11 protein-coding genes, 1 tRNA gene and 2 pseudogenes are annotated in these 15,702 nt (G+C 49.4%); 7 read left to right on the forward strand and 7 right to left on the reverse strand.

Features of this window, described 5'->3' with window-relative positions:
- Positions 1-742 precede the first annotated feature (742 nt).
- Positions 743-827 (reverse strand) — tRNA-Leu (locus ACUU1M_RS13800).
- A 195-nt stretch (positions 828-1,022) separates the two neighbouring features.
- Here ACUU1M_RS13800 and ACUU1M_RS13805 point away from each other — a divergent pair.
- Positions 1,023-1,966 (forward strand): annotated as a pseudogene (locus ACUU1M_RS13805) (NAD(P)-dependent alcohol dehydrogenase).
- Positions 1,967-2,094: 128 nt separating this feature from the next.
- Positions 2,095-3,597: a helicase HerA-like C-terminal domain-containing protein gene (locus ACUU1M_RS13810; RefSeq protein ID WP_005072377.1), complete on the forward strand. Its 1,503-nt coding sequence runs from the start codon at positions 2,095-2,097 to the stop codon at positions 3,595-3,597.
- A 112-nt stretch (positions 3,598-3,709) separates the two neighbouring features.
- On the opposite strand, the gene lptG is transcribed toward ACUU1M_RS13810, so the two are convergent.
- From lptG to ytgA, 3 genes are all read right to left on the reverse strand, one after another.
- Positions 3,710-4,792: an LPS export ABC transporter permease LptG gene (gene lptG, locus ACUU1M_RS13815; RefSeq protein WP_005054063.1), complete on the reverse strand. Its 1,083-nt coding sequence runs from the start codon at positions 4,790-4,792 to the stop codon at positions 3,710-3,712.
- Positions 4,792-5,892, reverse strand: coding sequence for an LPS export ABC transporter permease LptF (gene lptF, locus ACUU1M_RS13820; RefSeq protein WP_000584114.1), 1,101 nt, complete (start codon positions 5,890-5,892; stop codon positions 4,792-4,794). The genes lptG and lptF overlap by 1 nt, the downstream gene beginning before the upstream one ends.
- Before the next feature lie 62 nt (positions 5,893-5,954).
- Positions 5,955-6,005: a protein YtgA gene (ytgA, locus tag ACUU1M_RS13825; protein ID WP_211180521.1), complete on the reverse strand. Its 51-nt coding sequence runs from the start codon at positions 6,003-6,005 to the stop codon at positions 5,955-5,957.
- 153 nt (positions 6,006-6,158) lie between these two features.
- On the opposite strand from ytgA, the gene pepA reads away from it, so the two are divergent.
- The 3 genes from pepA to valS all read left to right on the forward strand — a co-directional run bounded on the left by pepA (position 6,159) and on the right by valS (position 11,102).
- Positions 6,159-7,670, forward strand: a complete 1,512-nt coding sequence (pepA, locus tag ACUU1M_RS13830; RefSeq protein WP_000397144.1) for a leucyl aminopeptidase — start codon at positions 6,159-6,161, stop codon at positions 7,668-7,670.
- 133 nt (positions 7,671-7,803) lie between these two features.
- On the forward strand, positions 7,804-8,247 hold the full coding sequence (gene holC / locus ACUU1M_RS13835) for a DNA polymerase III subunit chi (RefSeq protein ID WP_000786399.1): 444 nt from the start codon (positions 7,804-7,806) through the stop codon (positions 8,245-8,247).
- Positions 8,247-11,102: a valine--tRNA ligase gene (gene valS, locus ACUU1M_RS13840; RefSeq protein ID WP_152028986.1), complete on the forward strand. Its 2,856-nt coding sequence runs from the start codon at positions 8,247-8,249 to the stop codon at positions 11,100-11,102. The genes holC and valS overlap by 1 nt, the downstream gene beginning before the upstream one ends.
- Positions 11,103-11,155: 53 nt before the next feature.
- Here the strand turns inward: valS and ACUU1M_RS13845 are convergent, their stop codons facing one another.
- Positions 11,156-12,352, reverse strand: coding sequence for a YjgN family protein (locus tag ACUU1M_RS13845; protein WP_000079652.1), 1,197 nt, complete (start codon positions 12,350-12,352; stop codon positions 11,156-11,158).
- 192 nt (positions 12,353-12,544) lie between these two features.
- On the opposite strand from ACUU1M_RS13845, the gene ACUU1M_RS13850 reads away from it, so the two are divergent.
- A complete protein-coding gene (locus tag ACUU1M_RS13850) occupies positions 12,545-13,048 on the forward strand; it encodes a GNAT family N-acetyltransferase (protein ID WP_001059407.1) in 504 nt (167 codons plus the stop codon).
- Between the two features lie 45 nt (positions 13,049-13,093).
- Here ACUU1M_RS13850 and rraB read toward each other — a convergent pair whose 3' ends face one another.
- On the reverse strand, positions 13,094-13,510 hold the full coding sequence (gene rraB, locus ACUU1M_RS13855) for a ribonuclease E inhibitor RraB (protein WP_000002953.1): 417 nt from the start codon (positions 13,508-13,510) through the stop codon (positions 13,094-13,096).
- Positions 13,511-13,671: 161 nt separating this feature from the next.
- Here rraB and argF point away from each other — a divergent pair, with 161 nt between their 5' ends.
- Positions 13,672-14,685 (forward strand): ornithine carbamoyltransferase, encoded by a 1,014-nt coding sequence (gene argF, locus ACUU1M_RS13860; RefSeq protein WP_000012908.1) that lies wholly within the window; start codon positions 13,672-13,674, stop codon positions 14,683-14,685.
- A gap of 52 nt (positions 14,686-14,737) precedes the next feature.
- Here the strand turns inward: argF and yjgL are convergent.
- A pseudogene (gene yjgL, locus ACUU1M_RS13865) lies at positions 14,738-15,702 on the reverse strand (protein YjgL); the annotation flags it as partial.

The raw sequence follows: 15,702 nt of genomic DNA on the forward strand, positions 1-15,702 counted from the left end.
AAGACCATCAAACACATTTTTAACATCAACCTACTCAAAATCATCTTCTGGAGCTTATCAGCTTGGTATGCCAACTCCACTCTTCAAGAAATTCATTGCATTTTAGAAGTGATTGCTATCGTGACCAGTATGATAAATCAGTCACTCAATAAAGGTATGCTGAAATAATTGGCGATTGTGAGATTATTGAATGCAATAGGAGCCATAAAGCGCCTTTGATGGGCTACCCCAAAAAATAAGCGCCGTAGGCGTATCCACTAAAAAGGGCTTTTTCACAAAAGCTATGAAGTCTTAGCAGTTCTTCTCTTATCAGGCACCCGTTGTACTCCGGTGGACGAAACCGTGCTAGAGCTTGATTCTTTCCCGATCAAGTTAGGTTTTGAAGAGGTGGGCTTTGATCCACTATTGCACTTAAAACTCTTCCCATCATTTAGCCTGTTTATCCTCTGCGACGTCATCTCGACGTGTAGCATCATTGGACACCGCGCCAGGTGTGGAACATCTTGCTAAGAGTTTTGGTATACGATTTATAGACGGCGGCGCGTCTTCCGGCTTCAAAGGAACTTGTTACGAGGTTGAGCCTGTAAACTACTCGCCACTGTGTGATAACATACCAAAGCCATTAACAAGCACAGTGGCTTTTGTACTTGATAAGGGATTAGTATTTTTCACATACAAAGTTAGCTGGGGTAAGATCCCTAACCACTTGATTTGCGGAAAAATCGTTATTGATTAGTGCTGATGGTGCCGAAGGCCGGACTCGAACCGGCACGTATTTCTACGGTTGATTTTGAATCAACTGCGTCTACCGATTTCGCCACTTCGGCACTGAAGAGGTATGCGGAAAACGTTGTGGATTATACCTGTCGCACGCCACCATGCAAGCGCCAGCTTGCACCCACCTCGCTAAGTGCTGAAATTTTCAGCATTACACTCAGCGATATGTAACCTTTGTCACACTCCAAGCACCCCGCCCTGCCATGCTCTACACTTCCCAAACAACACCAGAGAAGGACCCAAAAATGTCGATGATAAAAAGCTATGCCGCAAAAGAAGCGGGCGGCGAACTGGAAGTTTATGAGTACGATCCCGGTGAGCTGAAGCCACAAGATGTTGAAGTGCAGGTGGATTACTGCGGGATTTGTCATTCCGATCTGTCGATGATCGATAACGAATGGGGATTTTCACAATATCCGCTGGTTGCCGGGCATGAGGTGATTGGGCGCGTAGCTGTGGTCACTGCGACGCCTGTATTAGCGGTAATCAGATCAACTGCGAGCAAGGTGCGGTGCCGACAATTATGAATCGCGGTGGCTTTGCCGAGAAGTTGCGTGCGGACTGGCAATGGGTGATTCCACTGCCAGAAAATATTGATATCGAGTCCGCCGGGCCGCTGTTGTGCGGCGGTATCACGGTCTTTAAACCACTGTTGATGCACCATATCACTGCTACCAGCCGCGTTGGGGTAATTGGTATTGGCGGGCTGGGGCATATCGCTATAAAACTTCTGCACGCAATGGGATGCGAGGTGACGGCCTTTAGTTCTAATCCGGCGAAAGAGCAGGAAGTACTGGCGATGGGTGCCGATAAAGTGGTGAATAGCCGCGATCCGCAGGCACTGAAAGCCCTGTCGGGGCAGTTTGATCTCATTATCAATACTGTGAACGTCAGCCTCGACTGGCAGCCTTATTTTGAGGCGCTGACCTATGGCGGTAATTTCCATACGGTCGGTGCGGTTCTCACGCCGCTGTCTGTTCCGGCCTTTACGTTAATTGCGGGCGACCGCAGCATCTCTGGTTCTGCTACCGGCACGCCTTATGAGCTGCGAAAGCTGATGCGCTTTGCCGCCCGCAGCAAGGTTGCGCCGACAACCGAACTGTTCCCGATGTCGAAAATTAACGACGCCATTCAGCATGTACGCGATGGTAAAGCGCGCTACCGAGTAGTCCTGAAAGCCGACTTCTGATCCCTTTGCCGGGTGCTGTCGCCCGGCACTTAAATCTCTTTGGAAGGCGTCTCGCAATCTGCTGAATTTAGCGGTGAAGAGTGCACAGCCGTTGCCTATACTCCAGGCAGGAAACTGGAGGAAATCTCATGAGCGAACCCCTGTTAATTGCCCGCACGCCGGACACAGAACTGTTTTTACTGCCGGGAATGGCTAACCGTCACGGGCTGATTACTGGCGCAACGGGGACGGGTAAAACCGTTATGCTGCAAAAACTGGCAGAGTCATTGTCGGAAATCGGCGTGCCGGTGTTTATGGCTGATGTGAAAGGCGATCTGACCGGTATCGCGCAGGCAGGAACGGCGTCGGAAAAACTGCTCACAAGGCTTAAAAATATCGGCGTCAATGACTGGCAACCGCATGCCAATCCGGTGGTGGTGTGGGATATCTTTGGTGAGAAAGGCCACACGGTGCGGGCGACGGTTTCGGATCTGGGGCCGCTGTTGCTGGCGCGACTGTTGAATCTCAACGATGTGCAATCTGGCGTGCTGAATATTATCTTCCGCATTGCGGACGATCAGGGATTGTTGCTGCTCGACTTTAAAGATTTGCGGGCGATTACCCAGTACATCGGCGATAACGCCAAATCCTTCCAGAATCAGTACGGAAATATCAGTAGCGCATCGGTTGGTGCCATCCAGCGCGGATTACTGTCGCTGGAACAGCAAGGCGCAGCACACTTCTTTGGTGAGCCGATGCTGGATATCAAAGACTGGATGCGCACCGATGCCAACGGTAAAGGCGTTATCAATATCCTCAGCGCCGAGAAACTTTATCAGATGCCGAAACTGTACGCCACCAGCCTGCTGTGGATGCTTTCAGAGTTGTATGAACAATTGCCGGAAGCGGGCGATCTGGAGAAACCAAAACTGGTGTTTTTCTTCGACGAGGCACATCTGCTGTTTAACGATGCACCGCAGGTACTGCTGGATAAGATTGAGCAGGTGATAAGGCTTATTCGCTCAAAAGGCGTGGGCGTCTGGTTCGTTTCGCAAAACCCGTCTGATATTCCGGATAATGTGCTCGGCCAGCTCGGTAATCGTGTTCAGCACGCTTTGCGGGCTTTTACGCCAAAAGATCAGAAAGCAGTGAAGACAGCGGCGCAAACCATGCGGGCCAATCCGGCATTTGATACCGAAAAGGCAATCCAGGAACTGGGGACCGGCGAGGCGTTAATCTCGTTTCTCGATGCAAAAGGAAGTCCTTCTGTGGTGGAACGGGCGATGGTGATCGCACCTTGTTCGCGAATGGGGCCGGTGACGGAAGATGAGCGTAATGGCCTGATTAATCACTCCCCGGTGTATGGCAAATATGAAGATGAGGTGGACCGCGAGTCCGCCTATGAGATGCTGCAAAAAGGCTTTCAGGCCAGTACCGAGCAGCAAAATAATCCCCCCGTGAAAGGGAAAGAGGTAGCGGTGGATGACGGTATTCTTGGTGGATTGAAGGATATTTTGTTTGGCACTACCGGACCACGCGGCGGGAAGAAAGATGGTGTGGTGCAAACAATGGCGAAAAGCGCCGCTCGCCAGGTGACGAATCAGATTGTACGCGGGATGTTGGGGAGTTTGCTGGGGGGGAGAAAAAGATAAGTCAGACGTGATCTGTGCCCCTCACCCTCTCCCCAAAGGGGCGAGGGGACCGTTCGAACTCGTATTTGACTTTGTCAACAATAATAAAGGGAGCTTTCGCTCCCTTGTTAGATTACGATTTTCTCATTAACAGCCACAGGCTGATTAAGAAGAAGCTGGCACTTGGCAACAGTGCGCCGATGATCGGCGGGATGCCGTAAACCAACGTCAGCGGGCCGAAGATCTGGTCCAGTACGTAGAAGACAAAACCGAAGCTGATACCTGTGACCACACGCACGCCCATCGGTACGCTACGCAGTGGGCCAAAGATAAACGACAGCGCCATCAGCATCATCACCGCCACGGATAGCGGCTGGAAGATTTTGCTCCACATGTTGAGCTGATAACGTCCGGCATCCTGACCGCTCGACTTCAGATACTTCACGTAGTTGTGCAAACCACTGATGGAGAGTGCATCCGGGTCCAGCGCCACCACGCCCAGTTTGTCTGGCGTGAGGTCGGTTTTCCAGGTGCCGCTCACCGTCTGCGAACCGGTAATCTGTTTCGGATTGGTCAGATCAGATTCATCAACCTGCGACAGACGCCAGACTTTATGTTCCGGGTCAAACTTCGCGGTAGCGGCATAACGTACGGATTGCAGACGACGATTCTCGTTAAAGGCATAAATACTGATGCCACCTAACACCTCGTCACCTTTAACCCGCTCAATGTAGACGAAGTTGTTGCCATCTTTCGCCCATAAACCTTGCTGGGTAGAGAGCAACGAGCCGCCGTACATCGCCTGCGCACGGTAGTTACGCGCCATCTGTTCGCCCTGCGGCGCGACCCATTCGCCAATCGCCATCGTCAGCAAGACCAGTGGAATGGCGGTTTTCATCACCGACAGCGCTACCTGCATACGGGTAAAACCAGAAGCCTGCATCACCACCAGTTCGCTGCGCTGCGCCAGCATCCCAAGACCAAGCAACGCCCCAAGAAGAGCCGCCATCGGGAAGAAGATCTGCACATCTTTCGGCACGCTCAGCAAGGTATACATTCCTGCGCCTAACGCGTCGTAACTCCCCTGCCCGGCTTTTTTCAGCTGATCGACAAATTTGATAATGCCCGACAGCGACACCAGCATGAACAGCGTCATCATGATGGTGGTGAAAATAGTTTTACCGATATAGCGGTCAAGTACGCCAAAAGGTTGCATCACACCGCTCCTTTACGCGAAAAACTGGCGCGCAGGCGGCGGACCGGCACGGTGTCCCAAAGGTTGAGAACAATCGCCAAAGCCAGATAAATCAGGTTAACGGTCCACATCCACAGTGTCGGGTCCAGCTTACCTTTACCGCCGTTCGATTTCAGGGAGGTCTGGATCAGGAAGAAAAGTAGATACAGCAGCATGGCTGGCAGCATCGACAGTACGCGTCCCTGACGCGGGTTAACCACGCTCAACGGTACAACCATAAGTGCCATCATAAACACGGTGAATACCAACGTGATACGCCAGTTCAGTTCTGCGCGAGCACGATCGGTGTCAGTGTTCCACAATGTGCGCATGTCCATCTGGTCGGTATCGTTCGGGTCGAGCGCCACCGCCTGGTGACCAATGATCGCCTGATAATCCTGGAAATCCGTAATGCGGAAATCACGTAACAGTGCAGTGCCTTCGAAGCGCGTTCCCTGGTTGAGAGTAACGACCTGGGAGCCGTCGCGCAGCTGGGTTAAATGTCCGGAATCGGCCACCACCACAGAAGGACGTGCATTACCTTTTGGTCGAATTTGTGCGAGGAACACATCTTTGAAATCGCTGCCGTCAACGCTTTCGATGAACAGCACCGAGCTGCCATTAGTCGCTTGCTGGAATTGCCCTTGCGCCAGCGCCGCCATGCCAGGGTTCGCTTTCGCTTCTGCTAACACTTCATCCTGATGACGCGATGACCACGGTCCCGCCCACATCACGTTAACCGCCGCGACGATTGCCGTGAATACCGCAAGGATCATTGCCGCTTTCACCAGAACCGCTTTGCTCAAGCCGCAGGCATGCATTACCGTAATTTCACTTTCGGTATACAGTTTGCCCAGCGTCATCAGCAGCCCGAGGAACAGGCTTAATGGCAGGATAAGCTGCGCCATTTCCGGCACGCCCAACCCGAGAAGGGAGAGCACCAGATTCGCCGGAATATCGCCGTCAACCGCTGCGCCGAGGATCCTCACTAACTTTTGACAGAAGAAGATCAAAAGCAAGATGAAGAGTATCGCCAGCTGGCTTTTGAGCGTCTCCCGCACCAGATATCTTATGATTATCACTTTAAATACGCCCGTAAAAACTCGTCTTTTGCAGGATTTTAGCTTGTTTCATGGCTTAAACGTCATTTATTCTCTTGAGTCGTCGAAATCGTCGCTAAGATAATTATACTCAACGGATTCACCTCTCAGATTTTGTTCTGACGTGCCAATGCCGTAATAACGTTAAGATTAACACGAAGTCATCGCAACAGCGGACATGAGTTACGAAAGCTTGCAATTCTATCTGTAGCCACCGCCGTTGTCTTTAAGATTCAGGAGCGTAGTGCATGGAGTTTAGTGTAAAAAGCGGTAGCCCGGAGAAACAGCGGAGTGCCTGCATCGTCGTGGGCGTCTTCGAACCACGTCGCCTTTCTCCGATTGCAGAACAGCTCGATAAAATCAGCGATGGGTACATCAGCGCCCTGCTACGCCGGGGCGAACTGGAAGGAAAACCGGGGCAGACATTGTTGCTGCACCATGTTCCGAATGTACTTTCCGAGCGAATTCTCCTTATTGGTTGCGGCAAAGAACGTGAGCTGGATGAGCGTCAGTACAAGCAGGTTATTCAGAAAACCATTAATACGCTGAATGATACTGGCTCGATGGAAGCGGTCTGCTTTCTGACTGAACTGCACGTTAAAGGCCGTAACAACTACTGGAAAGTGCGTCAGGCTGTCGAGACAGCAAAAGAGACGCTCTACAGTTTCGATCAGTTGAAAACGAATAAGAGCGAACCGCGTCGTCCGCTGCGTAAAATGGTGTTCAACGTGCCGACCCGCCGTGAACTGACCAGCGGTGAGCGCGCGATCCAGCACGGTCTGGCGATTGCCGCCGGGATAAAAGCAGCGAAAGATCTCGGTAATATGCCGCCGAATATCTGTAACGCCGCTTATCTCGCCTCTCAGGCGCGCCAGCTGGCTGACAGCTACAGCAAGAATGTCATCACCCGCGTTATCGGCGAACAGCAGATGAAAGAGCTGGGAATGCACTCTTATCTGGCGGTCGGTCAGGGTTCACAAAACGAATCGCTGATGTCGGTGATTGAGTACAAAGGCAACGCGTCGGAAGATGCACGCCCAATCGTGCTGGTGGGTAAAGGTTTAACCTTCGACTCCGGCGGTATCTCCATCAAGCCTTCAGAAGGCATGGATGAGATGAAGTACGATATGTGCGGCGCGGCGGCGGTTTACGGCGTGATGCGTATGGTCGCGGAGCTGCAACTGCCGATTAACGTTATTGGCGTGCTGGCAGGCTGTGAAAACATGCCTGGCGGGCGTGCCTATCGTCCGGGCGATGTGTTAACCACCATGTCCGGTCAAACCGTTGAAGTGCTGAACACCGATGCCGAAGGCCGCCTGGTACTGTGCGACGTGTTAACTTACGTTGAACGTTTTGAGCCGGAAGCAGTGATTGACGTGGCGACGCTGACCGGTGCCTGCGTGATCGCGCTGGGTCATCATATTACTGGTCTGATGGCGAACCATAATCCGCTGGCCCATGAACTGATTGCCGCGTCTGAACAATCCGGTGACCGCGCATGGCGCTTACCGCTGGGTGACGAGTATCAGGAACAGCTGGAGTCCAATTTTGCCGATATGGCGAACATTGGCGGTCGTCCTGGTGGGGCGATTACCGCAGGTTGCTTCCTGTCACGCTTTACCCGTAAGTATAACTGGGCGCACCTGGATATTGCAGGAACCGCCTGGCGTTCTGGTAAAGCAAAAGGCGCAACCGGTCGTCCGGTAGCGTTGCTGGCACAGTTCCTGTTAAACCGCGCTGGGTTTAACGGCGAAGAGTAAGTTTGCGTTTTACCCTCACCCTAACCCTCTCCCTAAGGGAGAGGGAACCGATCGAGCACAATAGAAATTCATTGCTCATCCTTCAGGGTGAGGAATGCAGCAATATTTAAATCCACCACAAGAAGCCCCATATATGAAAAACGCAACGTTCTACCTTCTGGACAATGACACCACCGTCGATGGCTTAAGCGCCGTTGAGCAACTGGTGTGTGAAATTGCCGCAGAACGTTGGCGCAGCGGTAAGCGCGTACTCATCGCCTGTGAAGATGAAAAGCAGGCTTACCGGCTGGATGAAGCCCTGTGGGCGCGTCCGGCAGAAAGCTTTGTTCCGCATAATTTAGCGGGAGAAGGACCGCGCGGCGGTGCGCCGGTGGAGATCGCCTGGCCGCAAAAACGCAGCAGCAGCCCGCGCGATATATTGATTAGTCTGCGAACAAGCTTTGCAGATTTTGCCACCGCTTTCACAGAAGTGGTAGACTTCGTTCCTTATGAAGATTCTCTGAAACAACTGGCGCGCGAACGCTATAAAGCCTACCGCGTGGCTGGTTTCAACCTGAATACGGCAACCTGGAAATAATGGAAAAGACATACAACCCACAAGATATCGAACAGCCGCTTTACGAGCACTGGGAAAAGCAGGGCTACTTTAAGCCTAATGGCGATGAAAGCCAGGAAAGTTTCTGCATCATGATCCCGCCGCCGAACGTCACCGGCAGTTTGCATATGGGTCACGCCTTCCAGCAAACCATCATGGATACCATGATCCGCTATCAGCGCATGCAGGGCAAAAACACCCTGTGGCAGGTCGGTACTGACCACGCCGGGATCGCTACCCAGATGGTCGTTGAGCGCAAGATTGCCGCAGAAGAAGGTAAAACCCGTCACGACTACGGCCGCGAAGCTTTCATCGATAAAATCTGGGAATGGAAAGCGGAATCTGGCGGCACCATTACCCGTCAGATGCGCCGTCTCGGCAACTCCGTCGACTGGGAGCGTGAACGCTTCACCATGGACGAAGGCCTGTCCAATGCGGTGAAAGAAGTTTTCGTTCGTCTGTATAAAGAAGACCTGATTTACCGTGGCAAGCGCCTGGTAAACTGGGACCCGAAACTGCGTACCGCTATTTCTGACCTGGAAGTGGAAAACCGCGAATCGAAAGGTTCGATGTGGCACATCCGCTATCCGCTGGCTGACGGCGCGAAAACCGCAGACGGTAAAGATTATCTGGTGGTTGCGACCACTCGCCCGGAAACCCTGCTGGGCGATACCGGTGTAGCTGTTAACCCGGAAGATCCGCGTTACAAAGATCTGATTGGCAAATATGTCATTCTGCCGCTGGTTAACCGTCGTATTCCGATCGTTGGCGACGAACACGCCGACATGGAAAAAGGCACCGGCTGCGTGAAGATCACCCCGGCGCACGACTTTAACGACTATGAAGTCGGTAAACGTCACGCCCTGCCGATGATCAACATCCTGACCTTTGACGGTGATATCCGTGAAAGCGCCCAGGTGTTCGATACCAAAGGTAACGAATCTGACGTTTATTCCAGCGAGATCCCGGCAGAGTTCCAGAAACTCGAGCGTTTTGCTGCACGTAAAGCAGTCGTTGCTGCGGTTGATGCACTCGGCCTGCTGGAAGAAATTAAACCGCACGACCTGACCGTTCCTTACGGCGACCGTGGCGGCGTGGTTATCGAACCGATGCTGACCGACCAGTGGTACGTGCGTGCCGATGTACTGGCGAAACCGGCAGTTGAAGCGGTTGAGAACGGCGACATTCAGTTCGTACCGAAGCAGTACGAAAACATGTACTTCTCCTGGATGCGCGATATTCAGGACTGGTGTATCTCTCGTCAGCTGTGGTGGGGTCACCGTATCCCGGCATGGTATGACGAAGCGGGTAATGTTTATGTTGGCCGCAACAAAGAAGAAGTGCGCAAGGAAAATAACCTCGGTGCCAACGTTGCCCTGCGTCAGGACGAAGACGTTCTCGACACCTGGTTCTCTTCTGCACTGTGGACCTTCTCTACCCTTGGCTGGCCGGAAAATACCGACGCCCTGCGTCAGTTCCACCCAACCAGCGTGATGGTATCTGGTTTCGACATCATCTTCTTCTGGATTGCCCGCATGATCATGATGACCATGCACTTCATCAAAGATGAAAATGGCAAACCGCAGGTGCCGTTCCACACTGTTTACATGACCGGTCTGATTCGTGACGACGAAGGTCAGAAGATGTCCAAATCCAAGGGTAACGTTATCGACCCGCTGGATATGGTTGACGGTATTTCGCTGCCAGAACTGCTGGAAAAACGTACCGGCAATATGATGCAGCCGCAGCTGGCGGACAAAATCCGTAAGCGCACCGAGAAACAGTTCCCGAACGGCATTGAGCCGCACGGCACCGATGCCCTGCGCTTCACCCTGGCGGCGCTGGCGTCTACCGGTCGTGACATCAACTGGGAGATGAAGCGTCTGGAAGGCTACCGTAACTTCTGTAACAAGCTGTGGAACGCCAGCCGCTTTGTGCTGATGAACACAGAAGGTCAGGATTGCGGCTTCAACGGCGGCGAAATGACGCTATCGCTGGCGGACCGCTGGATTCTGGCGGAGTTCAACCAGACTATCAAAGCGTACCGCGAAGCGCTGGACAGCTTCCGCTTCGATATCGCCGCAGGCATTTTGTATGAGTTCACCTGGAACCAGTTCTGCGACTGGTATCTGGAGCTGACCAAGCCGGTAATGAACGGTGGAACAGAAGCCGAACTGCGCGGTACTCGCCATACGCTGGTGACTGTACTGGAAGGTCTGCTGCGCCTCGCGCATCCGATCATTCCGTTCATCACCGAAACCATCTGGCAGCGTGTGAAAGTACTTTGCGGTATCACTGCCGACACCATCATGCTGCAGCCGTTCCCGCAGTATGATGCATCTCAGGTTGATGAAGCCGCACTGGCCGACACCGAGTGGCTGAAACAGGCGATCGTTGCTGTACGTAACATCCGTGCAGAAATGAACATCGCGCCGGGCAAACCGCTGGAGCTGCTGCTGCGTGGTTGCAGCGCGGATGCAGAACGTCGCGTAAATGAAAACCGTGGCTTCCTGCAAACGCTGGCGCGTCTGGAAAGCATCACCGTGCTGCCTGCCGATGACAAAGGTCCGGTTTCCGTTACCAAGATCATCGACGGCGCAGAGCTGCTGATCCCGATGGCTGGCCTCATCAACAAAGAAGATGAGCTGGCGCGCCTGGCGAAAGAAGTGGCGAAGATCGAAGGTGAAATCAGCCGCATCGAGAACAAGCTGGCAAATGAAGGCTTTGTCGCCCGCGCACCGGAAGCGGTTATCGCGAAAGAGCGTGAGAAGCTGGAAGGTTATGCAGAAACGAAAGCCAAGCTGATTGAACAGCAGGCTGTTATCGCCGCACTGTAATCAACACAGTGATGAAAACGAAGGCCGGAGCATGCTCCGGCCTTTTTTATCTCTTACAGAAATGGTAAAGAAGGCATAACTCCCCGAGAAATACTGGCCAAGAAGCCTTTATCTGGTTGTTCTTCTTTATTGATTAAAGGAAGGTCATCCAAATCGCCCAGCAAATACGTATTTTTTGCCTGCCAGTCAATCATCCATATTTTCAGCAGTGGGTAAGCCAGACCACCCGTAATCCCGGATATCACCACCAACGCACACATGCGATAAAGCATACCGTGGTACGTTAAAGTTGAGCGAAAACGAATACGCCCATCATTCAGTGACAGGTTGCTCATAAAATGATTTCGTAACGACACCGTTAAATAACTGGTGCTAACAGCAATCCCAAAATAATAAATTAACTGCGCGATTATCATTTTACGTTGCATTTCCATAAATTGCTGTAAATTCTCAATATCATCATTTGCATACCCAGAACTATCATACTCATTTAATATTTGATCGAAGATAATATAACCAGCAACAGCGAGAAAAGGTAATAAAGCTAAAAATGCGAGGATGGCATATTTTATACAATACGCAGTATCTAATTTCACCTTGAAACGATGTATACCGAAACTGGTATTGCTCCAGAGAAAACTCATTACCAGGCTATATAAAGTACCATTAAAAATACCAATGGAAACAATACCAACTATTGCCATCAGAACCACAGATATAATAACACTACTTGAACTATTGGCATGTAGCATCTTTGTCGAGATAAAGAAAACAGTCCCCATCCCAATGGCCATTAAAATCGGCAAGAAAAAGGTTACCCACCAGAACCCTTTCAAAGAGCAATTAAAACTAAATCTTACGCCGTTGAGACTGGTCATTAAGGCCTGATAACGCAGTCCTTTTGCTGCCATAAATATAAGCAAAACCAACAGTAACAAAGTCAAAACACAGCCAACAAGCGGCATATCTGCTGACACTGTCATTAAGATTGCGAAATAGAAAAAAACAAAAACAAGACAACTAACAAAAACATTCCCACCGGTAATTCCATAAGAAAATCGTTGTCCGTTAACTTCCATATTAGCATAAAGATAACGCTTACATTTCATTAATGCCCATGGTAAATAGATACCTAGCGTTATAATCGTTAACAACACATTCACCACACAAATAAGAAAATATCTCTCACCTGTACCATGAAAAACAAAAGAATGGGACGGAACATCCATTTCATTAATAACTTGAGCCATAAAAATCCCCTGAATTAAAAAATCCATTGATATAATTTATAGATACAGACAGTAAAATGTTCTGCCACGTTACAATACTCTTATCAGTAATAGGCTGGCAAAAACTTTATTGCTTTATAAGACGCTTGCGCACGTAAGAAGAGAGTGGTATTAAACAAATGTATAATTACTTTATTTTTATTGGGTTAAACTATGAATAACATTGCGCCGCAATCACCTGTAATGCGTCGCCTGACGCTGCAGGATAATCCTGCTATCGCCAGCGTCATCCGTCAGGTTTACGCAGAGTATGGTCTTACCGCCGATAAAGGCTACACCGTTGCCGATCCGAATCTCGACGAACTGTATCAAGTGTACAGCCAGCCTGGCCATGCTTATTGGGTGGTTGAATACAATGGCGAAGTAGTCGGCGGCGGCGGGATTGCGCCATTAACAGGTAGTGAAGCGGACATTTGCGAACTGCAGAAAATGTACTTTCTTCCCGCTATTCGCGGTAAAGGGCTAGCGAAAAAACTGGCCTTAATGGCGATGGAGCAGGCACGAGAGATGGGCTTCAAACGCTGCTATCTGGAAACGACCGCTTTTTTAAAGGAAGCCATTGCGCTTTATGAGCATTTGGGCTTTGAGCATATCGACTATGCGCTTGGCTGCACGGGCCATGTCGATTGTGAAGTGCGGATGCTACGCGAACTCTAAAAAAATGCCCGCTAGTATGTGCTATCGGGCATTTTAATCAATTAATTAGTGGCGAACCCCGTCATCGTCTTCATCGACAAAATCTTCATCGTCGCCATCTTCGCCGTTAGGATCTTCAAAGTAAGTGCCCCAACCGTCGTACTCAACGTCAAATTTCTCCGCCAGCGTCATCAGTTGTTCAACCTGGGCATCGATCAGATCGGCATTCAACGCGCACTCGCTGAGGATGTCGCAGCAAATCACGATATCACCATCTTCAACTTCCAGCTCTTCTGGATCGGTCACTTCGTAACCGAGTTTAAACGCTTCAACTGCCGCTTTTTCCAGAGTTTCCAGATCGTCTGCGGAAAGATGGTGTTCGATGGTGTACAGCGCGTCCGGATCGCTGCCATCTTCCAGTAATTCTTCAATAATCAAACGTGTTTCTTCACGCTGTTCTTCCAGTTGTTCCGGGTTTGCCATGGCTCATTCCTCTTAATGTCCTGCCAATACTCTTATTGTCACACACCACTGACATTGCCTCCACCTTTGTGACAAAGATTTATGCTTTAGACTTGCAAATGAATAATAATACACATAAATTGAATTTTAATTCATTTAGGCGTTAGCCACAGGAGGGATCTATGTCCGGGTTTTATCATAAGCATTTCCTGAAATTACTCGATTTCACGCCAGCTGAACTCAACAGCCTGCTGCAGTTAGCCGCGAAGCTGAAAGCTGATAAGAAAAGCGGTAAAGAAGAAGCCAAACTCACTGGTAAAAACATCGCGCTCATCTTCGAAAAAGACTCGACTCGTACCCGATGCTCTTTCGAAGTTGCCGCATATGACCAGGGTGCTCGCGTTACTTATCTTGGCCCAAGCGGTAGTCAGATTGGTCATAAAGAGTCGATTAAAGACACTGCCCGCGTGCTTGGTCGCATGTATGACGGTATTCAGTATCGCGGCTATGGTCAGGAGATTGTCGAAACACTGGCGGAATACGCTGGCGTGCCGGTATGGAACGGCCTGACCAATGAGTTTCACCCCACGCAGTTGCTGGCGGATCTCCTCACCATGCAGGAGCATTTACCCGGTAAAGCATTCAACGAAATGACGCTGGTCTATGCAGGTGACGCACGTAACAACATGGGCAATTCGATGCTCGAAGCTGCGGCGCTTACCGGTCTGGATTTGCGTCTGGTCGCGCCACAGGCATGCTGGCCAGAAGCTGCGCTGGTTACGGAATGCCGCGCCCTGGCACAACAAAATGGCGGGAATATTACGCTGACGGAAGATGTAGCTAAAGGAGTTGAAGGTGCTGACTTTATCTATACCGATGTATGGGTGTCGATGGGTGAAGCAAAAGAAAAATGGGCTGAACGCATTGCATTACTGCGTGATTATCAGGTGAACAGCAAGATGATGCAGTTGACCGGTAACCCGGAGGTCAAATTCCTCCACTGCCTGCCCGCGTTTCATGACGACCAAACGACGCTTGGCAAAAAAATGGCGGAAGAGTTTGGCCTACATGGCGGAATGGAAGTGACTGATGAGGTCTTCGAATCTGCCGCCAGCATTGTATTTGATCAGGCGGAAAACCGCATGCATACCATCAAAGCGGTGATGGTCGCGACGCTCAGTAAATTAAATAATTAATATCTCTATAAAGATGCCGGGAAATACAAAAACATCCCGGCATCAAATTATTTTATGCAGTGATAGTTTTTTTCTTCCAGCCAAATTTTTCTATTGCCATACGTAAATTTTCCGGAGGATTTAGTGTATTTAAACGCTGTTGGTCAATATATGGCGATACATTAACCTTCGATTTAAAGATAGTTTGCATCATTCTAAATCTAAGTTTGAATTCATTATTCAGTTTTTCTTTGATAACATTATCTGGTTGATTCTTCAAAATTTCTTTATTAGATTCCTCATCATTTATATCATATTTTAAATTATCAAAATAATTTTTTTCGCCCTCATAACTCTTAAGTAACCGAGGAAAGTACCAGTTAATCATCTCAGTGTTTTTCATAAAAAAATCATTCAAAAAATATCATTAACTAAAATGCGGACAGGTACTTTATTAAATAGCGACTCAACATTATTAAATATCCTTTGTATTAAATATGTTTTTTCTCGATTGCTTAAGTTAAAATCATTGACATATACAACCAACTTTTTCCAAATCAACTCCTGTAATTCAGGGCTATTTTTATAGGGTTCTTTATCGAGATTGAAAAATAATGTCTCAGCTACTTTAGACTGATCGCAGAGAAAATTAATATGATTTATTACGGAGCATGCATGCTCTATCTTTGCAGAATCATCAAAATATTGCATGCTTTTATTAAAACACCACTCCAGTATTTTTACATCATTATTATATGGCAATTCTAAAAAAGTCACCAACATCGAATGGATGACCGGTGTAAGGTTAACCTTTGCATCATCTAAGGAATCAATAAGAATATGAGACAGGTTAATCATGATGTCATTAATTTCATTGTTACCTTCTTTGTCATTATCAATTCCGTGATCATTTAATTCGTAGAGCTTATCTATTTCTTCAAGTATACCATTTTCGCCCAGTAAGTATGAAATCTATTCATCACATACATGAGGCATTAATAGCAGATGTTCGTTCCTTATTGCTAATAAGGCTTTATT

This window comes from Shigella sp. SIG6, assembly GCF_053555815.1.